Raw genomic sequence first — 21,419 nt, 5'->3', positions numbered from 1 at the left:
TTCGATACCTATACCATCAGCATCATCGAGAAAGTGAAGGAGCGCATGACATGCCCCGCATGAAATGGCTGGTACTGGCGGCGTTGCTGCTTGCCAACCTCGCTGCTGCAGCGGGAATCCGGGTGCCGCCGCTGTTTACCCCTGCGCAGGTGGCTGCATCCGGCCTTACCGAAGCACAGGCCGAGCAACTGGCGCTGTTGGCGGCCCGGCATGATGGATTCAAGCTGGGCAAGCACGGCATGTTCATCGAGAAGAATGCCGCACCCGTTGAGGGCGTGTACTCGTTCACGCTGCAGTACGACTCGACACAAGCGCTGGCGACGCAGGTACTGGGCTGGTACCTGGTCAGCCGGAGTACCGGCAACGTGATCGAGGGACATAAATGCACCCGGTTTGATTTTGCCGGGCTGCGGAAAATACAAACAGGCATCAGCCAGAGAACAGGCAAGCAGATTGGGGATGAAAGCGGCTTGCTTGATCGGCTTTGTTAGTGGGGGCGTCGGGAAGCAGGACGCAATGCGCCGCAGCTTGCTCCGGACAAGGTCCGTGGTTGTCTGTTGTATTTGCCCCCACATACGCTGTCAGCTTCTACCGTTCGTCGGGTTGGTATAGGCGTTTTTCTTGCGCATAGGTAAAACCCTTCCCAGACAAATGCTGACTTTTTTCTTACTGAATTTATTTGTTTTTTTTAAGGGTGTGATCTGGTTTTCCATCGTCAATCCTGGCGCAGCTTGTCCGCTGGAGGTTTTGAGCAGAAGTCGTGCGCTCTAAGGTTGCCAAGTATTTGTATGAACCTATGCGCTGCGCAGTCGAGAGGTTGGGGCCGATTGTCCTCATTCCCGCCGTCCGAGCCGGAGGACAGCGTTGGTCAACGGGGCTGCCTTGCTGGGCCGTCCTCAGAAACATCTGGGCGCTCCATGTTCGAATGGGATTGCGCCGGGAAGTTTGAATTTAAATTGGATTTGAAGAGAAATGAAAAAAAACTTCCTATTTGGAATGGCCGCATCCGCATTGATTTTTTCTGCCAGCCCCGTTTATGCGGTGACTGTACCACCCATTGACTTTTGGGCTCATCCAAATGTCGAAAACAGTACTAACGATAGTCCTTGTGCGGTTGCCGGTGGAATCATTGTTCCGCAGACTTTATTCTTTAGAGATCCCGTCGCGGCGGCATATTTTTTGCATGAAAATGGAGCTTATGGAGGGTGCGTCGATACCTGGGTTACTGCGGACGCAGATCTGGCGTTTTATCGACTGGAATACCAAACTGACTACCCTGCCTATGATATTTATTATAGCTATAAACCTGATCATGTTCTCTCAATAGATCCTCCATATGATGCGAAGCTTCGTGGCATTGATTTCTGGAGTATGGCATATCAATGGATATTGGGGCCGCGTGGTGATAGCGGGCATTACTTTCTAATTCGCCTGATGTCCTGCCCGATCGGCTTTACATCTAGTCCGGATTCAGACGTCTGCGTTTCGGATACCGCGGTCGTTGCGGATGAATTGCCTGGGGACTGCGGTTGCGATGGGGAGGGGGATCCTATAGATGCCACTAGCGGGAATGTATTTGAGAGTGAGGTCGATTTTCGTTCTCCCCATTTCAATATAGAGCGTAATTACAATAGTAGTATTTCTAGCGATCTTGCTGGCACCATGCATCAAAATCCGCTCACGCTTGATGAAGTTCTCAAGTATCCAAAGTTTCTTGGTAAAGCCCCTAAAGTGCCTGCTGACTATACGCTGCAGGTATACCCCAGTGCGGGGACTGCGATTGATCGTAGCCGAGTTCCGGTGGGCTGGATTTTTGACTTTCAAAGCACTTTGATTGCTCCAGATGGCCGGAATATCGCACTCTTGGTTTTGGGGAATGGGCGCCGGGTATCCTATTATCCTTCGAGCAAGACGAGCAGCTATGAAACGTGGACGGCTGGCGGGAGGCATGCGGAGCAGCTAATTCGCAATATCGACGGATCTGGGGCAACGACAACATGGGAATATCGAGAGCTTAACGGTGATAGCCGGACGTACGACTCTGGAGGACGCTTGATCTCTGTTAATAAGGCGGGTGTTCCCGTGCTTCAAGTCAATTACAGGAAAGACTATTGGCAACAAATTGATAATATTGTTGATTTGGTCGGCGCGAGAACGTTCACGGTAGCATATGCAAACTCGTATTCTCGCGCAATTATGTCAATTACTACACCTGACGGTGGCGCGATCAACTACAGTTATGATGCATTAGGGAATTTGTCGACGGTGACCTACCCAGATCGTGCCAGCAAAACCTACTTGTATGAGGATAACAGCCATCCTTCGGCATTGACCGGCGTGATGGATGAAAACCGGCAGCGTTATGCGACCTGGAAATACGATACGCAAGGCCGTGGTGCGATATCGTATCAAGGCGATGGACGAAACCAAGTCACGGTATCGTTTGATACCGACGGGCAGTCCGTGACGACGGATAGCTTGGGAGCAGTACGAACACGCGTATTGCAGGTGGCGGCGGGGGTGCCCAAGGTTAATGTTTATCGGGAAAGCTATGGTATTGGGAATGTGCGCTCGCAGTCATTTACTTACGATGTAAACAGCAACGTGGCCAGTCATACAGACTTTAATGGCGTCACCACAACCTACATCTACGACTTGACGCGTAATCTGGAAACCAGTCGCACCGAAGCGAAGGGTTCGCCACGGGAACGCACCATTACGACAATTTGGAACTCAACGTGGGCCCTGCCTGATACGGTCACCGAGCCGAATCGCAAAACCAAGTACGACTATGATACGAGTGGCAATTTACTGACGAAGACAGTGACTGCCAGTAATGGTGCGAAGCGCGTTTGGAGCTGGACGTATGGTAGTTATGGATTGGTGCTTACCGCCACCAATCCGGATAGCAAGACCACCACCTATACCTACGACACCAGCCGTAACGTCGCCACCATCACCAATCCTGCCGGGCAGATCACGCAATTCACCAAGTACGATGACAACGGCAATCTGCTGAGCATGATCGACATCAATCAGCAGACCACCACATTTGGCTATGACCCGCGCGGTCGCCTGAAGACCCGTAAAACCGGCAGCGAGCAAACCACGTTTGATTACGACCTGGCCGGTCAGCTCAAGGTGGTGCACTTCCCGGATGGCAGCACGCTCAGCTACGACTACGACGCGGCGCACCGCCTGACCGACATTCGCGATAACCGCAACGGCCGTATTCATTACGACTTGTTTGACGATGGCAACATCAAGCGCGAAGACCGCTATGACCCGGATGGCACGCTGGCTAATGCGCTGCAGCAGGCCAAGGCCCAGCGTACGCCGCCGGCCCAGCAAGCCAAGGCCCAATAAAAAATCAAAATCGAGACCTGATTCATGCAAAAGCGTTCTTCGCCGCGCCGCTTGGCGCACCAATTGGGCCGTACCACAGCTGCCGCACTATTGAGCGGGCTGTTGCTTGGTACCACGGTTTATGTCGCTAGTGGTGCTGCTGCACCAGTCGCCTGGCAAGACGGCGGCACCTACACTGCTGGACAGCAAGTGACTTATAACGGTGGCCTGTACCAGGCTACCGTCAACCAGACGGATTATGCCGGTGCAGGCTGGAATCCCGCCTCAACTTCGTCGCTATGGACCTATATCGGCCCCGCTCCGGCTGGAACGCCGCAGCCGACTGCAACACCGGCACCTGCAGTTACGCCTACACCGAAGCCCACCAGCACCCCGGTGCCGACGGCTACGCCAGTTCCTACTGTCACTCCCTCGCCGAAGCCGACTTCTACCCCAGTGCCAACTGGCACCCCGACTCCCACGGTGACGCCGCAGCCGACGGCAACGCCAAAGCCCACCAGCACCCCGGTGCCAACGGCTACGCCAGTTCCTACTGTTACGCCGTCCCCAAAGCCGACATCCACTCCGGTGCCCACCAGCACGCCAGCACCCACTGCGACGCCTACACCATCGTCAGGTTGCTATAGCGCATGGAGCAGCAGCACGGCCTACAACGGTGGTGCCCAGGTCAGCTACAACGGCCGCAACTATCAGGCCAAATGGTGGACGCAGGGTAATATCCCTTCATCCAACGCGGGCGATGGTTTGCCGTGGACCGATGTTGGTCCATGCGGGAATGCCACGCCCAGCCCGAGCAGCACGCCAAGCCCGGCCCCAACGGCGACACCAGTACCCACAAGCACCCCGGTGCCAACTGCAACCCCCGTTCCGACCTCAACCCCGGTCCCTACGGCGACGCCCACTCCGCTGCCCACTGCCACCCCGGTACCCACTGCCACACCGGTACCCAGCGCTACCCCGGTTCCGGGAAGCTTCCCCACGCATGTCCCCATCGTCAGCACCTTCTACACCTACGACGGGCTGGGCCGTGTCAAAACCGTGATGGATGCCAATGGCTTTGTGACCAGCTTTGAATACGATGCCAATGGCAACCGTATCAAACGCACTGATGCCTATAACCGGGTTACCAAATACGGCTATGACGAACTGAACCGCCTGGCCAGCATCACCGATGCCAAGGGCAAGCTCACCACACTGGGGTACGACGCCAACGATCACCTGGTCAGCGTCAAAGACCCGGAAGGCTTCACCACCACCTACGTTTACGATGGTCTGGACAACCTGCGCCAGCTGATCAGCCCGGATACCGGCACCACCAGCTACACGCCGGATGCTGCCGGCCGCACCGCCAGCAAGACCGATGCACGCAACAAGACCGCCACCTATGGCTACGACAACCTCGGCCGCATCAAGACCATCGCCTACGGTGACCAGACTCACACCTTCAGCTACGACACTGCCCCCAACGGCATCGGCCGCCTGGGCAGCTTCAGCGATGCCGACGGCAGCACCAGCTACAGCTACGACACCCTGGGCCACATCACCCAAGTCAGCCGTACCGCCACCGTCAGTGGCGCCAGCCTGATCCAGAAGGTCGGCTACGGCTGGGGCAACAACAACACCCTCACCAGCATCACTTACCCGTCTGGCGCCACCATCAGCTATGTGTGGACCAACGGCGCCATCAGTGCGGTACAGGTGAATGGCAAAAACCTCATCAGCAATATCGCCTGGAGCAACAGCATCGGCGCACAAAGCTGGACCTGGGGCAACGGCCAACTCTGGGGCAGGGCAGCCGACCTCACCGGCCGCATTGCCGGTGCCACATCAGGCGACACCATCGTCACCCATGGCTATGACAACGTCGGCAACATCAGCAGCATCACCGACACCAGCCACGACAGCCTGAGCCAAGCCTATGGTTACGACGAACTCGGCCGCCTCACTCAAGGCACCACCGTCGGCGTTACCCGCAACTACAGCTACGACGATAACGGCAGCCGCACCAATGAAAACCACGGTGCCAGCAATACTGATTATCACCACGACGCCAACAGCAACAAACTGCTGAATACCACCGGCAGCAACGCCAACAGCTACAGCTACGACGCCAGCGGCAACCGTGCCAACGATGCCGGCATGGTCAACACCTACAACAACGCCGGCCGCCTTACCCAACTGCAACGCGGCACCGCCATCACCCAGTACAGCTACAATGCACTGGGCCAGCGCCTGCAAAAGAGCAACAGCAACGGCACCTTCCGCTACGTCTACGACGAAGCCGGCCACCTGCTGGGCGAATACCAGGCCAACGGTAGCGCCATTCAGGAAACCATCTGGCTGGGCGACACGCCGATTGCAGTGATCAAACCGAGCGCCGACCCGCAAAACCCGGCTACGTACTATGTCTGGGCCGATCATCTCGGCACCCCGCGCCAGATCACCGACTCCACCAACAACCAGCTGGTATGGCGCTGGGACAGCGAAGCGTTTGGCGATACGCTGCCGAACCAGGACCCGAGCAATACCGGCAGCACCTTTGCCTACAACCTGCGCTTCCCCGGTCAGTACTACGATCAGGAGAGCGGGCACTTCTACAACTACTTCCGGGATTATGATCCAGCGACGGGGCGGTATGTTGAGAGTGATCCGATTGGGTTGGCTGGGGGGAGCTATTCGACGTATGGGTATGTTGGTGGAAATCCGCTTGCTCATAAAGATCCAAGCGGACGTTGCATTGAAGATGCATGTATTGGCGAAGGTTTGCTGGCCACTGCGATTGCCACAGAGGCTCCCGCAATAGAGGCTGAAATTCCTGTAATAGAGTCAGAGGTTGCGGCTGTTGCCACTGAAGCACAAGCATTTTTTGGGCGTGCAGCGCAAACGGCAGAATATTATATTTACCAAGGGTATAAAAATGGTCAGGCCGTCTATACGGGCATTACAAATGATATTGCACGTAGGGCGACCGAATGGGGTGATAAGTTCAAAATTGAGGCTCTTAATTCAGCTTGTCCAGTAACGCGAGATCAAGCACGTGCTGTTGAGCAAGTCCTTATCGAAAAAAATCCAGACTTTCTAAACAAAATCAACTCGATTGCACCAACCCGTCTTTGGTACCCTCAAGCCATTACTTGGGGGCAAAATTGGCTTAAATCTAATGGGCTCATAAAATGAAAATACCTCCGACTAACATTGTTAAGGGTAAAGGTACTCGGCGAAATCCTGAAGCAGGCGATCTCTTTGTGTTTCGGATGGAGCAATTTCCTGAAAGATTTTATTTTGGACGAGTTGTGGCAACGGATACCAGTATTGGCAATATGCCAGGAGGGGTTATTCTTATTTATATATATAGAAATTTCTCTTCTGAGAAAAAAAATATCCCATTGCTGAATCCTGTCGACTTGCTAGTTCCCCCTGTTGGCACCAATGCACTGCCTTGGACACGTGGCTATTTTGAGGTAATTAAATCTGGATGCAACGAAGAAGGAGATTTGCTTCCGCAGCATTGTTTTTTTGGGCCGCCTATTATTAAAGGAGGTGAACCTCGATATTTTGACGAATATAGTCGCAGGCTTTCCATGCCAGTTGAGCCCGTCGGGTTTTATGGTTTAAGCGGTATGGGAGCAATAGATGATGACATTAGCAAGGCGCTGGGTGTGCCTCTCAAGCAAAATCCAGTCTCACAATGAGATGACCCCAGAAAATCTGGGGTCAGGTCTCAATACTGTTTGGCTGGATCAATTACCGCTCATCTCATCCCAACGCAAATCCGGAATCAGATACCGTCTTGAAGGTCGAGCTCGGGCATTGCCATTTGTGCATTGAACGGCATGCCTGAGCGCACTATCCCAAAGATCAAGTGCGCCAGCTTGCGCATGGCCGCACCGACCACGGACTTGGGTGCCAGCCCGTTCGCGCGCAGCAGTGCGCCGAAGGTCAGCAAGTAGGGCGCAATGAGCTTGGCGAATTGCGCCGCAGCTTGCCCCTGGCAAGGGTCGTGGTTGTCATGGTGCAATAGGCTGCGCTATTGCACCTTACTGGCTGCACGCGGCGTCGTGGGCTGTTGCAGACAATGTAGCAGCCAAGCCCACACGCATGCAGCACAACAAAAAAGGGCGCCCCAACGCGCCCCCTTTTTCCGTAGTCAGCCAACCCCGCTCAAGACCCCAAAAACAGCTGATACGCCGGGTTGTCGCTTTCCAGCCAGTAGGGGTAGCCCAGCTTTTGCAGGAAGGCGGTGAAGGCGTCGTCGTCTTCGGCGGGCACCTGGATGCCGACCAGGATGCGGCCGTAGTCGGCGCCGTGGTTGCGGTAGTGGAACAGCGAGATGTTCCAGCCCACGTTCATGCTTTGCAAGAAGTTCAGCAGCGCGCCCGGGCGTTCGGGGAATTCGAAGCGCAGCAGGCGTTCGTTTTGCGCTTGCGGGGCGTGGCCGCCCACCAGGTGGCGGATGTGCAGCTTGGCCAGCTCGTTGTCGGTCAGGTCGATGGCGGGCAGGCCGTGCGCGGCCAGCTTTTCGATCAGCTCGGTTACTTCGCTGCGCTTCTGGATGGAGAGGCCGACAAACACGTGTGCCTGGTCATCCGCGCCATAGCGGTAGTTGAATTCGGTGACGTTGCGTGCGCCGATCAGGCTGCAAAAGTTGCGGAAGCTGCCCGGTTCTTCCGGCACGGTGACGGCAACGATGGCTTCGCGCCCTTCGCCCATTTCGGCTTGTTCGGCCACGTAGCGCAGGCGGTCGAAGTTCATGTTGGCGCCCGAGGCAATCGCCACAAAGGTCTTGCCTTCCTGCTTTTCACGCGCGGCCCACAGCTTGGCGCCGGCAATGGCCAGCGCGCCGGCCGGCTCCAGGATGGAGCGGGTGTCTTCGAACACGTCCTTGATCGCCGCGCACATGGCGTCGGTATCGACCAGCACCACGTCGTCGACCAGATCGCGGCACAGGCGGAAGGTTTCTTCGCCCACCTGCTTGACCGCCACGCCATCGGCAAAGATGCCGACTTGCGCCAGGTTCACGCGCTCGCCCAGTTTCAGGCTCAGGTACATGGCGTTGGCGTCGGTCGGTTCCACGCCGATGATTTTTACCTCGGGGCGCAGGCGCTTGATGTAGGCGGCCACGCCGGCCAGCAGGCCACCACCGCCCACCGGGATGAAGATGGCGTCGAGCGGATCGGGGTGCTGCATGAGGATTTCCATGCCCACCGTGCCCTGGCCGGCAATCACTTCCGGGTCGTCATAGGGGTGGACGAAGGTCATGCCGTTTTCTTCGCACAGCTTGATGGCGTGCGCATAACAGTCGGAATACGATTCGCCGATCAGCACCACCTCGGCGCCACGGCGCGCTACCGCATCCACCTTGATCTGCGGTGCGGTGGCCGGCATGACGATGATGGCGCGGCAATCCAGGTATTCGGCCGAAAACGCCACGCCCTGCGCGTGGTTGCCGGCCGAGGCACAGACCACGCCGCGATCGAGTTCGGCACGGGTGAGCTTCACCATCTTGTTGTAGGCGCCACGAATCTTGAAGCTGAATACCGGCTGAATGTCCTCGCGCTTCAGGTAAATCTGGTTGCCAATGCGGCGCGACAGATTGGGCGCGAGTTCCAGCGGGGATTCGACCGCCACGTCGTAGACGCGGGCGGTGAGGATGCGTTCAAGATAATCGTTGGGCGTCTGGGCCATGGGGAAAGCCTTATAAATCAATGGCAGGACCTAGGACTTTAACGCACGAAGGGCTGCGCGGGCCAGCTTAAATATCCGGGCAGAACCGGGGGGCATGCCTGCGCGCCGTCCACGGCAGGACGGGGGATGGGGCAGGGGCTATTGTTTTGCCCGCCCAAACGGCAAAAACCCGGCCGGGCCGGGTTCTTGATGCGGGCGATCCATCACGGCAGCTCTAAGGGCGCTGCCAGGCTCACGTGCCGTCGCGGTACAGCATGCGTACCGCCTCGATCTCGTGCAGGATGTTGAAGAAGGTATCCACCACCCCCGGGTCAAGGTGGGTGCCGCGCAGGCGGCGGATTTCGTCCAGCACCTCGTCGGTGGGCCATGCTTCCTTGTAGCAGCGCTTGTTGGCCAGCGCGTCGTACACATCGGCCAGCGCGGTGATGCGGCCGGCGATGTGGATGTCCTCGCCCTTGAGGCCGCGCGGGTAGCCGGTGCCGTTCCACTTTTCGTGGTGGGTGTGCGCAATGGTGGCGGCCATTTTCAATATGCGCTGGCGCGCGCCCTTGAGCATGTCATAGCCGATTTCGGCATGGCGGTTCATGATCACGCGTTCGTCGGCGGTCAGCGGGCCGGGCTTGAGCAGCACCGCATCGGGTATGCCCACCTTGCCGATATCGTGCAGCGGCGCGGCAGTGCGGATGATGCTGGCTTCTTCCTCGTCCAGCCCCATGGCGCGGGCAATCAGATAAGAATATTCGGCCATGCGGCGGATGTGATGGCCGGTGTCCTGCGAGCGGTATTCCACCACCTCGGACAGCTGGTAAATGATGGCGCGTTGTGTTTCTTCGATCTCGCGCGTCATCAGCAGGTTTTCGTAGGCAATGCTCACGTTGCTGCAGAACATCTCGATCAGGTCGCGGTCGCCGTGCGATAGCGATACCGGCCCCTCGATGATGAACAGGTTGACCGGGCCGTGCGGTGTCTTGAAAAAGCCGACGAAATGGTCATCGGCATAGGTGCTGTGCGCTTTCTCGATGGCCTCGTCGATGGAGGGACGGAAGCGCGCCAGATCGGCCTCGGGCAGGGTCTTGCCGCGCAGCTCGGAGTACCCACCGGTGGCATACAGCACGCGCACCGCATCGTGGTCGCTCAGTGCGGCCACGCCGCCGTTTACCACCACGTACAGTGCATCCTGCTCGAAGAACAGCAGCGACTGCAGTTGTTCCAGCACGCCCTGCGCCAGCTCTTCGATCGACGGTTGCTGGAAGATGGCGCGCGAGGCTTCGATCACCTTCAGCAGCCCGCGCCGGTTGGCGTCCAGCATCTGCCGCTGCTGCTCGATCAGCATGATGTCGTTGTAGGAGCGCAAGGTGCCCAGCACGGCGGTATACAGCTTGTCGCGCGTCAGCTCGGTCTTGGCCTTGTAATCGTTGATGTCGTAGCTCTCGATCACCTGCCGTTCCGGCGCCACGCCCGGCTGGCCGGTGCGCAGTATGATGCGCACCTGGCGGTTGCCCAGCTGCTCGCGGATAGCGCGCGCGGTCTTCAGGCCGGCATCTTCGCTCTCCATCACCACGTCGAGCAGGATGAGCGCGATGTCCGGCGTCTTGCTCAGGAACTCCAGCGCTTCCTTGCCGGAGTAACACGAATGCAGCTTGAGTGGCCGGCCCAGGAAATCAATGCCGGACAGCGCCAGCTGGGTGACGCGGTGGATGTCGGGCTCGTCGTCAACGATCAGCACATGCCATGCGCCGGCGGCATCCTGCTCGGCGGCTTCTTCGCTATCGTCTATCAGCCAGTCATCGTCTTGGGACATGGTCTCGCGGTCTCGAGGTATCGGGCACGGATTCACTATAGCCCAGCCGTGCGCGCCTTCGTAAGCAGAAAATGGTGGGCACCCGCGTGGCAGGTGCCGACAGCCTTGGCCGCATGGCCATGCTATTCAAACATCCGCCGGCGCAGCGCAGCTACCTCGGCCAGATAGGCGCTGTTGTCGTGGTCGGCATAACGGCGTTCCAGCTCGGCCAGCGCGCTTTGATAGGCCTGCACGCGCGCCTGCTGGGCACCGGCTTGCGCATCCTGCTGCGCCTGGGCCGTGGCGTCGGCCGGGCTCAGGTATTTGTTGCGCAGCGCGTTGCGCAGTGCAGTGTCGGCCGTCACATCCTTCACGTCCAGTTTGGCCAGGCCGTATTCCAGCGCATACGCGGTTTGCGCGCCCTCGGCAGCTTTCAGCTCGGCGTAGTAGGGGCCGTAGTACTGCTGGCGCAGTGCCTCGACTTGCGTCATGCGCTGCGCCAGCGCCACCTTGCGCGCATCGCCCTGCGCATAGGCGTTGACTGCTGCGGCAAAGCCGATGGCGGCCTCGTCGCGGCCGTACCAGGCCTGCGCGGCCTCGTCGCCCATCAATGACTTGCGCAGTGCGCTCAGTTTGCCCAGCCGCTCCAGCAGCGGCGTGTTCATGTTTTGCACCAGATGCGTTTCGGCGTCGGCCACGGTGCTTTGTTTGTCGAGCGCGGCAGCGGCAATCGCGGCGGCCTTGCGGTCGCTCCAGCTGGCCAGTGCATCGCGCAGCACGCGTTCGCAATCGCTGCCGCCCAGCTGGCGGCACTGTGCCAGCCCGTTGCGCCACCAGTTTTGCAGATCGCCATGCCGTACCGCTTGCGGGCCGGTGGTGTTGATCTCTTTGAGCATGGCTTGCATGCGTTCCTGCCGGTCGGGCGGCGGTGCTGCCTCGCCCCACTTTCGCGCAAAGAAGCCGCTGGCGGCCGCTGGCCGGGCGCTACTGCTGTCGTTCGCTGCCGCTGTCACGGCTGCCGGTGCAGACGGTGCGGCGCTGCCGCCAGGCCAGAACAGCCAGGCGGCAGCGCTCACAGCGCAGCCGGCCAATGCGAGAAGGATTCTCTGACGCATCGGCGGCTACGCTCAGAAGCCGAACAGGCCGGCCACCGGGAAGTGGTCGGACAGATCGCGCACCGACCACAGGTCCTCGCGCAAGGTGCGCAGGATGCGTACGTCGTTGACGGCGCTCAGCGGTTGGCGGTTGTCGTTGCCGACCATGATGTAGTCCAGGTATTCCACGGTGCCGCCCGACAGCGGGTTGGTGGCATTGGCGTTCACATCGGCGTCGAAGGTGTTCTTGTAGCCGGTGCTGGCCGGTACCCTGGCACGCAAGATGGTCTGCATTTGCGCGTAGTCATCCGGGAACTTGTACTTGTTCACGTTCATGTCGCCGGCGATCAGCAGCGTCTCGGTGGCCGGGATGCGCTTGCTGTCGAGCAAGGTGCGAATCTGGCCGAACGCAACGCGGCGCATCTGGCGTGCTTCATCGCTGTCGAACGACGGCGCGTGCGTGGTGCTCAGGTGGTAAACCACGCCCTGCTTGAGCACCTGCACATACTTGGCGCCCTTGTTGGCCAGGCAATCGGTGCCGGTGCACTGGTCAAACACGATGGTGTCGTCCGCCAGGATGGGCCAGCGGCTGATCAAAATGGTGCCGCCATTCATCAGGATGTTGCTGGGGATGTCGACCAGGCTGGATTGATACGGAAAGCTGCTGCGCACCTTGGTCAGAAAGGCTGCGCGACAATTGTTGTCGAAGATTTCCTGCAGCGCCACGGCATCGTAACCGGCCAGGTTGTTGGCCAGCTCGTCCAGGCGGGCACAGTTGTTGGTCGATACCGGCGGGGTGGCCCACACGTTGTAGGTCAGCATCTTGAACTGGTTTTGCGCGCTGGCCGGCTCTACCGCGTTCTTGTTGTGGATCACGTAGTAGATATCGTCGTAACCGCTGGTAGCCTGTGCGCGGTAAGACATCACCGAGGCCAGGCCGTTATAGGTGGTGTCGCGGTTGTGGATGCTGCGGTCGCCATACCACGGGTCATCGAAATTGCTGCCGCGTGCGGCCTGCCAGATGTTGCTGGATACCAGCGTGCCGGTCAGCTTCTGGCGCAAGGTCACGGTGCTGCCGCCACCGGTCACGGTGGTATCGAAGTAAAAGCTCTTGCCGTTGGTGATGCCGATATTGCGGTTCATCCACAGCACGCGGCGGGTGGCGTAGGGCGGAATGCTGGTGGCTTCGGCATCCCAGCTCTTGCCGCGCGTCAGCGTGGCATCGCCGCTTTGCTTGGTTTGCAGCGTAACGGTGTTCGGGGTGGTGTTGGTGACGTAGATATACGTTTCCGCATGGGCGGTAACGGCAAAAAATGCGAGCAGCAGCAACGCAAGGCGCAGCAGTTTCGACATGTCCGTAGTCCTTGTTGTCATGGGCGTGGGTACAGCGCCGCAAGGCTACAAAGTCATTGTGACGTATAGATCAATACCCGATGAACCCTGCGTGGCAGGGGCATGACATCGGGATGGCAGGCAGATGAAGGCTTGTAACAACAGACTAACGAGGGCGGGGCGTGGACTAAAACAGAGGAGCACCAATGCCTCACCTGCCAAAGCAGGTACGAACCCGGCTTTGTCGGGTTCTTGATGTCGATTGATTGACAGCAGAGGTAGCTACCGCCGATGCGCGACCGCCAACAAGATCACCCCGGCCAGCACCACCCCCATCCCCGCCAGCATGGGCCAGCTCAGATGCTCGCCGGCCAGCAGCCAGCCCAGCAGCACCGCCACCGGCGGGTTCACATAGGCATAGCTCGACGCCAGCGCCGGCCGCGCATGTGCCAGTACGTAGACAAAGGCGTTGTAGGCCACCAGCGAGCCGAACACGATCAGATAAGCCAGTGCCGCCCAGCTATGCCAGTGCACATCGTGCGGCCACGGTTCGCCGCGCAGCCGGCCCAGCAGCAACAGGATGACGCCGGCGCTGCTCATCTGCACCGCGGCCGACATTGCGCCGGACGGCATGTCCAGCTTCTTTTGCCACACTGCCGCGAATGACCAGCTGAGCGATGCCGCCAGGATCAGCCCGAACGCCCACGGGCTGCCAGCCAGCCGCGTGTCCTGCTGCAACAGCGCCACGCCGACGAGGCCCAGCCCCACGCCCAGCCATTCGGCCCGGTGCGGCGGCGAGCCAAAGGCCCAGGCGAACAGCACCGCAAACAAGGGGGCGACCGCCAGCAGCAGCGCGGTCAGCCCCGACGGCACCGCTACCTCGGCCACGCTGACGCCGCCATTGCCCACTACCAGCATCAGGCTGCCGATGGCCACCGCCGAACGGACTTGCCGCCAAGACGGCCACGGCGTGCCGCGCCAGCGCAGCCACAGCAGCATCCCGCCGCCGGCCACCAGAAAGCGGAAGGCGGCCATGGTCAGCGGCGGAATTTCGGCGACGGCAATGCGGATGCCAAGATAGGTAGAGCCCCACACCAGATAAATGGTGGCAAGGCCAAGCAGCAAACGGGAACGGAGCATGGGGCACGGACAGCGGGATGAGCCGGATCAGCATACGCCGCCGTATGTGTTTGCGCAGGGTACAGCCGGCGCCGATTGTGGACGGAACAGCGGTGTGCGCTGTTCGATGCGGGCCAGGTATCAACGCGCCGGGTCGACGCCTGGTGCATCCTGCACGTGGGCATCACCGGGCCGCTCCGGTGCATTGCGCGGGATCACCAGTACAAAGCGCGTGCCCTTGCCCGGCGTGGATTGCACGGTCATCACCCCGCCCAGCTGCGCTACCACCAGGTTGTAGACGATGGACAAGCCCAGCCCGCTGCCGCCCCGGCCGCGCTTGGTGGTAAAAAAGGGCTCGAAAATGCGCTTTTGTTCGCCCTCGGGGATGCCGATGCCGTCGTCGGCAAACTCCAGCACCACGTGATCATGCCCGCGCGCCGCCACCGAAATGGCCAGCACGCCGGCCGGTCGGCCTTCAAAGGCATGCAGCAGCGCATTGGTGATGAGATTGGTAAAGATCTGCGTGAACGCGGCCGGGTAGCTGTTGAGCTCCAGCGTGGCCGGGCAGCGGAAATCATAGCGGTAGGGCGTATGGCGGAACTTGGGCGACAGACTGGTGAGTATGTCGCGGAAATACTCGGCCGGCCGGAAGCGCCGCCGCTCGTCCACACTCTGGTCCACCGAAATCTGCTTGAACGAGCGGATCATGGTGGCCGCATGTTCCACATGCTTGAGCAGCAGCGTGGCAGTCTCGTGGCCGTGGGCCAAAAAAGCTTCCAGCTCGCTTTTCTTCATCTGGTTGGCGGCCAGCAGCTCCAGCAAGCGGCCGGTTTCTTCCTTCAGCGTGGAGGCCGCGGTGACGGCAATGCCCAACGGCGTGTTTACCTCGTGCGCAATGCCGGCCACCAACCCGCCCAGCGCGGCGAGTTTTTCCGATTCCAGCATCTGTTGCTGCGTGGTTTGCAGGCGCAGCAGCGCATCCTGTGCTTCGTCGCGCGCGGCGATCAGCTCGGCCTCGGCCTGCTTGCGCGCGGTGATGTCGGTTTGCGTGCCGATCACGCGCAGGACATTGCCGCCGCTGTCGCGTTGCGCGCTGCCGCTGCTCAGCACCCAGTGCCAGCTGCCATCGCGGTGGCGAATGCGGAATTCGATGCGATAGTCGGCTGTCGCGCCTTCGACAAAACGGCGATAGGCGTCAAGCACTGCGTGGGCATCGTCCGGGTGCAGGCGCAGCGCCCAGCTGTCGAAATCGCTGGTCAGCTCGTCGTCGGCGTAGCCCAGCTGGCTTTTCCAGCCTGGTGAAAGATACACGCGGTTGCGCAGCAGATCGTGCTCCCACAAACCGGATGAGGTGGCGGCAATGGCCAGCTGCCAGCGTGCTTCATTGGCCTGCAGCGCAAGCTGTGACTGGCTCAGGTCACTCATGGCGGTCGAGAGCGCGTCGTTCTGTGCGTGCAGCTCGTCCCATTGGCTGCGGATGCGCTCGTACAGCGCCAGCAGGTTGTTGTGCACCTCGCCCAGTTCGTCGCGGCTGTCCAGCGCTGCCGGGATATCCGGATCGTTGCGGGCTATGGCTGCGGCCAGCGCCTGCACCGCCTTCACGCGCCGGATCAGGTAGGCGGCCAGTGCGCTGCCGGCAAAGGCGGTCAGGATATAGGCGGCAATCGCCGTGTTGATGGCCTGTGCACGTTCCTCGCGTACCTGTTCCCGGGTTTGCTGCAGGATGGTGTCGGTGCGCATCACCTCCTGGCGCATCTGTTCTTCTGCCAGCGTGGTGAATGGATCGGTGGCCGGGTAAAGCGATTGCTGGATGAACTGGCGAAATGCCGTCTTGTCCTCGGCGGCCAGAATGGCGCTCAGCTGTGCAAACACGCGGCGGGTGCGCGCCTGTGCTGCGGTCAGTTGCTCGCGCTGGGTAAACGGCACCCGTTCGGCATAGCGTTGCCATGCGGCGTCGCTGCGCTTGAGTTCGGCCTGCAGCCGAAAGCGCACCGTCACTGCATCGAGTATGCCCAGGTTGAGTTTGTGGGTCAGGTCGACCATGGGCACGGCATAGGTCCATGCCGTCTGGCGCAGTGCCTCTTCGCTCTGCTGGCGGGTATCGATGATGCTGCTGAGCGTGGCCAGCCCGTTGCTGTCGATGCGGTCTATGCGCATGGCCGTGAGCGCACCGATCAGGATGCTGACGGCCAGCAGCGCAAGCAGCAAAAGGGCAAAGCGATGGCGCATGGCCTCTACCGGGCAGAATGGTCAGTATTACAACTATAGCCGGCGCTTTAAATCCGGCGCGGCGGCATCATCTTGCAGCTATCGTTCCCGATGGATGCCCCTCATGAGCACCATGACCCCGCAGGAAATCGTCCACGAGCTGGACAAGCACATCGTCGGCCAGGCCGATGCCAAGCGCGCCGTCGCCATTGCGCTGCGCAACCGCTGGCGTCGCCAGCAGGTGGCCGAGCCGCTGCGCCACGAAATCACCCCCAAGAACATCCTGATGATCGGCCCCACCGGCGTGGGCAAGACCGAGATCGCGCGCCGGCTGGCGCGGCTGGCCGATGCGCCCTTCATCAAGGTGGAAGCCACCAAGTTCACCGAGGTGGGCTATGTGGGCAAGGATGTCGACAGCATCATCCGTGATCTGGTCGAGATTGCCATCAAGGGCGCGCGCGACATCGCCATCAAGCGCAACCGTGCCAAGGCCGAAGATGCTGCCGAAGAACGCGTGCTGGACGTGTTGCTGCCGCCGCCGCCCAAGAACCCCTATGCCTCGGTCGGCGATATCGAGCAGGGCAGCGAAACGCGGCAGAAATTCCGCAAGATGCTGCGCGAGGGCAAATTCGACGACAAGGAAATCGAAATCGACGTGGCCGCTGCAGCACCGAGCATGGAAATCTTCAGCCCGCCGGGCATGGAGGATTTTTCCAGCCAGCTGCAAGGCATGTTCAAGAACGCCTTTGCCGACAAGAAAAAGCCGCAAAAGCTCAAGGTGCCCGAGGCACTCAAGCTGTTGACCGACGAGGAAGCAGCCAAGCTGGTCAATGATGAAGACCTCAAGGCCGATGCACTGCACGCGGTCGAGCAGAGCGGCATCGTGTTCATCGACGAAATCGACAAAGTCACCAGCCGCGCCGAAGGCAGCGGCGGCGAAGTCAGCCGCCAGGGCGTGCAGCGCGATCTGCTGCCGCTGGTGGAGGGAACCACGGTCAGCACCAAGTACGGCATGGTCAAGACCGACCATATCCTGTTCATTGCCAGCGGCGCGTTCCAGCTAGCCAAACCGTCTGACCTGATTCCCGAGCTGCAGGGCCGCTTGCCGATCCGGGTGGAATTGTCCTCGCTGACCGTGGAAGACTTCGGCCGCATCCTCACCGGCACCGACGCCTGCCTGACCCGGCAATACCAGGCACTGCTGGCCACCGAGGGGGTCGGGCTGGAGTTCGCCGACGACGGCGTACGCCGCCTGGCCGAGATCGCCTATCAGGTGAACGAAAGCACCGAAAACATCGGCGCCCGCCGCCTGCACACGGTGATGGAAAAGTTGTTGGAGGATGTGTCGTTCAGCGTCAAAAGCGGCACGGTGACAGTGGACGCGGCCTATGTGGAAAGTCGGCTGGGGGCGCTGGCGCAGGATGAGGATCTGGCGCGGTACGTGTTGTGATGGGGCTGGTTTTGAGCTCAGTTGGTAGGGCGCAATAAGCAACGCGCATTGCGCCGTATGCCTGCGCTGTCGAGGTATAAGTTCCATGTATTAGCGCCTGCGGCGCGGTGTTTTGGGTGCCGGCTCCGCCCGGCAGGCAGGTTAAGGGGGCGTCTCGCCACCCCCTTAACAATCCCGTGCGACCCTGCTAAGAGCCGCTAACAAAACCCTGCTGGCGGCGTTACGCTCACTGGCCGTACGCCTTGTACTGTCTGCGTTTCGCGTGCCTTGCCAGCACCGCTTCACTTGGTTTTGTTAGCGGCTCTAAAGCGCTACCCGCCTTTGCTGGCGCAAAGCCAGGTAGTGCCTTGCGCTGCTCGCCCGCCACGGCGGGAATCGAACTCGGCCTTGCAGGCCTCAAACATGCGATTCCCGACGGCCCCGTGTCGTGCTGTGCTGCTCAGCGCTTTAGAAGGGGAAGGGCGCTCCGTCGCAAGCAGTCCGGCAACGCTGCACATTGAAGTTCAACCATATCGATATTCCGCAATCATCTCGGTTTGCCACGGCAAGTCGCAAACCACCCTTATCCCTTCTGAAGCGCCGAGCAGCAAAGCCAAGCCCGGGCTAAGGGGAGGGATGTTTGAGGCCCGCAGGGCCGAGTTACCGACCCGCCGGGATAGTCTTGCAGCGCAGGGCACCGCTTGGCTTAGCCAAGTGACGCGTAAGCAGCGAGTAGGGCGCAATAAGCGCAGCGCATTGCGCCGTATGCCCCGGCTGGCCGAGCATACGCGGCGGCAAATGAATGCTTGCTACGGCGCATTACGCATACGCTAATGCGCCCTACTCGCTGGAAAGGCCACTGATCAAGGGGGCACTTGGCAGCAAGTAGGGCGCAATAAGCAACGCACATTGCGCCGCATGCCCCGGCAGGCCGAGCATACGTGGTGGCAAACGAATGGTTGCTGTGGCGCATTACGCTGCGCTATTGCGCCCTGCGCGAAGCATGGCAATCTTGTGGGTGGCGTCACAAACGATCAGGGCCGCATGTGCGGCCCTTGAAGCTGGAAAGACGCGGGCCTAGGCCCGGACATCGATATTGTTGCCCTTGTTCGGCTCGGGCGGCGTCGGGGCCTTGACCGGGGCTTGCGCGGCCTGGTCGATACGGCGCTGCTGCGCCTGATTTTCTGTGGCTTCGGCATTGCGGCGGCGCTCTACGGTGCGTTGTGCGTCCACCTGCGTTTGCGTATTGGCCTGCTGGGTGCGGGCGTTGGCGTTGGAACGATTGATATTGCTCTCGGCCTGCAGCCGTTGCTGGCCTTGCTGCGAGATCGTCACCCGGTCTGCCTGCTGCTTGCTGACCGTCAGCGATTCCTGCCGGTTGCTGCGCGCCTGCTGCGTTTGCCCGTTGCGCTCCACCGCTGTCTGGGTGGTTTGCGTGGCGGTGGTGCGCTGTATATTGCCAATGTTGGCCATGTCACGACTCCATCACGACATTGTCTCTATCATACGCGTGAAGAATGCCTTGCTGCTGTCAGGCAGACCGGCGGAAACTAGGGCCTGTTAACACTTATTTCACGCTTGCGTTCGGGGTAGTTCGGGATGGAGCGCAAGGCGCAGAACGCGCCGCGGTACGGGTACCGCAAGCGGTTTGCAACGCAGCGAACCGCCCGAAATACCCCGAACCCGCAGGGCTGGGCCGCAAAGAGGCCATCTACGGCGTTACGCGCCTTGGCAATAACCGGTTATTGCCGCGTTGCGTGCCTTGTAGCTGACCTCTTTGCGGCCCAGCGCAAGCGCGAAATAAGTGTTAACAGGCCCTAAGACGACAAGCGGCAAATGCGTCGCAAATACAAGGAGCTGACTATGCATTTCCTGTGGTTTTTGCTGATCGGCATCGTGGCCGGCTGGCTGGCCGGCACGCTGGTGCGTGGCGGGGGCTTTGGCCTGCTGGGCAACATGATCCTGGGTGTGTTGGGCTCCATGGTCGGCGGCTCGGTGTTCAGCTTTCTGGGCTTTGGCGCCGGTAGCGGCACCCTGGGGCGCTTGATCGTGGCCACCTGCGGCGCGGTCTTGCTCATCGTGGTGGTACGCCTGATCAAGAAGGCGTGATCGGCATGTTGCCCGGCCGCTGGCCGGGCAATCGTTGTTACGCCAGCCAGGCTGCAGCGATGGCGGCACTGTCCTCATGAATTTGATAGGCGCGGATCAAGCCACCCTGCACCACAAAACGCATCACGAATTCCCCTTCGTATTCCCGCCCGTTGCGGTAGCGGTAGCCCAAGCGGCCGCGCAGCAGCGCTTCGTCCTCCCCCTCATACCAGCGCGTGGCGGTGAGGTGCAGCGGCGTGCCGGCAGCGGCCACTTCCCCCAGCCATTGGGTGACCTCGGCCTTGCCGTGCCGCTCGCCGGCCCACGGCACTTGCGCGCGGTCGCCCGGCACCTGCCAGTGCACATCGTCGCTCAACAGGTGCAACGCGGGCTGGCCGGTCTGCAGGCTGGCCACAAAGGCCCGTGCTACCGCCAGCGGCGCCAGCGGCGGGGCAGGCGGCTGGTGCTCGGCAAACACGTCGCGCGCGGCAAAGACCGCGTTCAGCGCGGCAGGAAAGCCCGCGTAGAGCGCGCACTGGATCAATGCTTCGATGATTTCCTGCTCGCTCAGCCCCACATTCAGCGCCGCGTGCAAATGCACCTTGAGCTGCGGCGTGGCCGTGCCCATGGCGGCCAGCATGGCCACGGTGGCCAGCTCGCGCTGGCCCAGGCTCAGCCCCGGGCGGCGGTAAATCTCGCCAAAGCCGAAATCAATGATGTAGCGCCCCAGATCGGGGGCGATGCCGGCCAGGCTGGCGATTACCTTTTCGCCAGCTTCGGCATCGACCTCGCGCAGCCGCGCCAGCCCGGCTTGGTAGCGCTCGGCGGCGTCAGTGATCGGGTTCGGGGTGTGCAGTGCTTGCATGCTGTGCTCCTTGCGATGGAAAAGAACACGATGCTTTCAGCTCGCCCGCCTGCGTGCGGTACAGCGCGATCTTGTCGTGCAGTACCGCCAGCGTTTGCTGCAGCTGACCGATTTCATCCTCCAGCCGCGCGGCGTGCTGCACCAGCAGGGCTTCGCGCTGCTGCACGCTCTGCAGCGTGGCACCCTCGCGGCGCAGCGTGGCGTAGCGCTGCATGTCGCGTATGCCCATGCCGGTGCTGCGCAGCCGCAGCAAAAACGCCAGCCAGTTGAGGTCGGCCGGGCTGTACTGGCGCTGGCCGCTGCGCGAGCGGCTGATGGGCCCCAGCAGACCGATGGCCTCGTAATAGCGCAGCGTATGGGCGGTCAGCCCGGTCTGCGTGGCAACGTCGCGAATTGAAAGCATCATGGTTTGCACAGCGTAAAAGTTGGAGTGCACTCTAACGCAAGCGCATC

General features: G+C 60.6%; 16 protein-coding genes. 6 read left to right on the top strand and 10 right to left on the bottom strand.

The window, feature by feature from the left end:
- The first annotated feature begins 50 nt into the window (after window positions 1-50).
- The 4 genes from B9A19_RS15540 to B9A19_RS15525 all read left to right on the top strand — a co-directional run bounded on the left by B9A19_RS15540 (window position 51) and on the right by B9A19_RS15525 (window position 7,058).
- On the top strand, window positions 51-491 hold the full coding sequence (locus B9A19_RS15540; RefSeq protein WP_139798891.1) for a Tgi2PP family T6SS immunity protein: 441 nt from the start codon (window positions 51-53) through the stop codon (window positions 489-491).
- A 481-nt stretch (window positions 492-972) separates the two neighbouring features.
- Window positions 973-3,366, top strand: coding sequence for an RHS repeat protein (locus B9A19_RS15535; protein ID WP_084091869.1), 2,394 nt, complete (start codon window positions 973-975; stop codon window positions 3,364-3,366).
- Window positions 3,367-3,390: 24 nt separating this feature from the next.
- Window positions 3,391-6,543, top strand: a complete 3,153-nt coding sequence (locus tag B9A19_RS15530; RefSeq protein ID WP_084091867.1) for a carbohydrate-binding protein — start codon at window positions 3,391-3,393, stop codon at window positions 6,541-6,543.
- The gene (locus B9A19_RS15525; protein ID WP_084091865.1) at window positions 6,540-7,058 is read left to right on the top strand and encodes an Imm26 family immunity protein; all 519 of its coding nucleotides are present in this window, start codon (window positions 6,540-6,542) and stop codon (window positions 7,056-7,058) included. Before B9A19_RS15530 ends, B9A19_RS15525 begins: the two co-directional genes overlap by 4 nt.
- A gap of 86 nt (window positions 7,059-7,144) precedes the next feature.
- Here B9A19_RS15525 and B9A19_RS22650 read toward each other — a convergent pair whose 3' ends face one another.
- The 7 genes from B9A19_RS22650 to B9A19_RS15490 all read right to left on the bottom strand — a co-directional run bounded on the left by B9A19_RS22650 (window position 7,145) and on the right by B9A19_RS15490 (window position 16,605).
- A complete protein-coding gene (locus tag B9A19_RS22650) occupies window positions 7,145-7,312 on the bottom strand; it encodes a hypothetical protein (protein ID WP_176216963.1) in 168 nt (55 codons plus the stop codon).
- Between the two features lie 215 nt (window positions 7,313-7,527).
- On the bottom strand, window positions 7,528-9,051 hold the full coding sequence (gene ilvA, locus B9A19_RS15515) for a threonine ammonia-lyase, biosynthetic (RefSeq protein ID WP_084091861.1): 1,524 nt from the start codon (window positions 9,049-9,051) through the stop codon (window positions 7,528-7,530).
- Window positions 9,052-9,283: 232 nt separating this feature from the next.
- On the bottom strand, window positions 9,284-10,852 hold the full coding sequence (locus tag B9A19_RS15510; RefSeq protein WP_084091859.1) for a response regulator: 1,569 nt from the start codon (window positions 10,850-10,852) through the stop codon (window positions 9,284-9,286).
- Window positions 10,853-10,974: 122 nt separating this feature from the next.
- Window positions 10,975-11,907 carry a lipase secretion chaperone gene (locus B9A19_RS15505; protein WP_176216962.1) on the bottom strand — a complete coding sequence of 311 codons (933 nt, stop codon included), beginning with the start codon at window positions 11,905-11,907 and terminating at the stop codon, window positions 10,975-10,977.
- A 51-nt stretch (window positions 11,908-11,958) separates the two neighbouring features.
- Window positions 11,959-13,278, bottom strand: coding sequence for a sphingomyelin phosphodiesterase (locus B9A19_RS15500; protein ID WP_084091854.1), 1,320 nt, complete (start codon window positions 13,276-13,278; stop codon window positions 11,959-11,961).
- A gap of 261 nt (window positions 13,279-13,539) precedes the next feature.
- Window positions 13,540-14,397: a drug/metabolite exporter YedA gene (gene yedA / locus B9A19_RS15495; protein ID WP_084091852.1), complete on the bottom strand. Its 858-nt coding sequence runs from the start codon at window positions 14,395-14,397 to the stop codon at window positions 13,540-13,542.
- Window positions 14,398-14,517: 120 nt separating this feature from the next.
- Entirely contained in the window at window positions 14,518-16,605 is a 2,088-nt protein-coding gene (locus tag B9A19_RS15490; protein WP_084091850.1) for a sensor histidine kinase, read from the bottom strand.
- A gap of 103 nt (window positions 16,606-16,708) precedes the next feature.
- Here B9A19_RS15490 and hslU point away from each other — a divergent pair, with 103 nt between their 5' ends.
- On the top strand, window positions 16,709-18,034 hold the full coding sequence (hslU, locus tag B9A19_RS15485) for an ATP-dependent protease ATPase subunit HslU (protein WP_084091848.1): 1,326 nt from the start codon (window positions 16,709-16,711) through the stop codon (window positions 18,032-18,034).
- Window positions 18,035-19,090: 1,056 nt separating this feature from the next.
- Here hslU and B9A19_RS15480 read toward each other — a convergent pair.
- Window positions 19,091-19,486 carry a hypothetical protein gene (locus tag B9A19_RS15480; RefSeq protein ID WP_084091846.1) on the bottom strand — a complete coding sequence of 132 codons (396 nt, stop codon included), beginning with the start codon at window positions 19,484-19,486 and terminating at the stop codon, window positions 19,091-19,093.
- Between the two features lie 390 nt (window positions 19,487-19,876).
- On the opposite strand from B9A19_RS15480, the gene B9A19_RS15475 reads away from it, so the two are divergent.
- Window positions 19,877-20,122 carry a GlsB/YeaQ/YmgE family stress response membrane protein gene (locus B9A19_RS15475; protein WP_084091844.1) on the top strand — a complete coding sequence of 82 codons (246 nt, stop codon included), beginning with the start codon at window positions 19,877-19,879 and terminating at the stop codon, window positions 20,120-20,122.
- 37 nt (window positions 20,123-20,159) lie between these two features.
- Here the strand turns inward: B9A19_RS15475 and B9A19_RS22645 are convergent, their stop codons facing one another.
- Window positions 20,160-20,966, bottom strand: coding sequence for a carboxymuconolactone decarboxylase family protein (locus B9A19_RS22645; protein ID WP_084091843.1), 807 nt, complete (start codon window positions 20,964-20,966; stop codon window positions 20,160-20,162).
- Window positions 20,932-21,372 (bottom strand): MerR family transcriptional regulator, encoded by a 441-nt coding sequence (locus B9A19_RS15465; protein ID WP_139798890.1) that lies wholly within the window; start codon window positions 21,370-21,372, stop codon window positions 20,932-20,934. The genes B9A19_RS22645 and B9A19_RS15465 overlap by 35 nt, the downstream gene beginning before the upstream one ends.
- Between the last annotated feature and the right edge of the window lie 47 nt (window positions 21,373-21,419).

Source organism: Andreprevotia lacus DSM 23236, from assembly GCF_900176275.1.
GTDB lineage: Bacteria > Pseudomonadota > Gammaproteobacteria > Burkholderiales > Chitinibacteraceae > Andreprevotia > Andreprevotia lacus.
This window is presented reverse-complemented; position numbering and strand designations above follow the sequence as displayed.

What these genes read in the sequence shown, in the direction of transcription:
- B9A19_RS15540 (WP_139798891.1), top strand. Translation starts at nt 51, where the DNA reads ATGCCCCGCATGAAATGGCTGGTACTGGCGGCGTTGCTGCTTGCCAAC.
- B9A19_RS15535 (WP_084091869.1), top strand. Translation starts at nt 973, where the DNA reads ATGAAAAAAAACTTCCTATTTGGAATGGCCGCATCCGCATTGATTTTT.
- B9A19_RS15530 (WP_084091867.1), top strand. Translation starts at nt 3,391, where the DNA reads ATGCAAAAGCGTTCTTCGCCGCGCCGCTTGGCGCACCAATTGGGCCGT.
- B9A19_RS15525 (WP_084091865.1), top strand. Translation starts at nt 6,540, where the DNA reads ATGAAAATACCTCCGACTAACATTGTTAAGGGTAAAGGTACTCGGCGA.
- ilvA (WP_084091861.1), bottom strand. Translation starts at nt 9,051, where the DNA reads ATGGCCCAGACGCCCAACGATTATCTTGAACGCATCCTCACCGCCCGC.
- B9A19_RS15510 (WP_084091859.1), bottom strand. Translation starts at nt 10,852, where the DNA reads ATGTCCCAAGACGATGACTGGCTGATAGACGATAGCGAAGAAGCCGCC.
- B9A19_RS15500 (WP_084091854.1), bottom strand. Translation starts at nt 13,278, where the DNA reads ATGTCGAAACTGCTGCGCCTTGCGTTGCTGCTGCTCGCATTTTTTGCC.
- yedA (WP_084091852.1), bottom strand. Translation starts at nt 14,397, where the DNA reads ATGCTCCGTTCCCGTTTGCTGCTTGGCCTTGCCACCATTTATCTGGTG.
- B9A19_RS15490 (WP_084091850.1), bottom strand. Translation starts at nt 16,605, where the DNA reads ATGCGCCATCGCTTTGCCCTTTTGCTGCTTGCGCTGCTGGCCGTCAGC.
- hslU (WP_084091848.1), top strand. Translation starts at nt 16,709, where the DNA reads ATGAGCACCATGACCCCGCAGGAAATCGTCCACGAGCTGGACAAGCAC.
- B9A19_RS15480 (WP_084091846.1), bottom strand. Translation starts at nt 19,486, where the DNA reads ATGGCCAACATTGGCAATATACAGCGCACCACCGCCACGCAAACCACC.
- B9A19_RS15475 (WP_084091844.1), top strand. Translation starts at nt 19,877, where the DNA reads ATGCATTTCCTGTGGTTTTTGCTGATCGGCATCGTGGCCGGCTGGCTG.
- B9A19_RS22645 (WP_084091843.1), bottom strand. Translation starts at nt 20,966, where the DNA reads ATGCAAGCACTGCACACCCCGAACCCGATCACTGACGCCGCCGAGCGC.
- B9A19_RS15465 (WP_139798890.1), bottom strand. Translation starts at nt 21,372, where the DNA reads ATGATGCTTTCAATTCGCGACGTTGCCACGCAGACCGGGCTGACCGCC.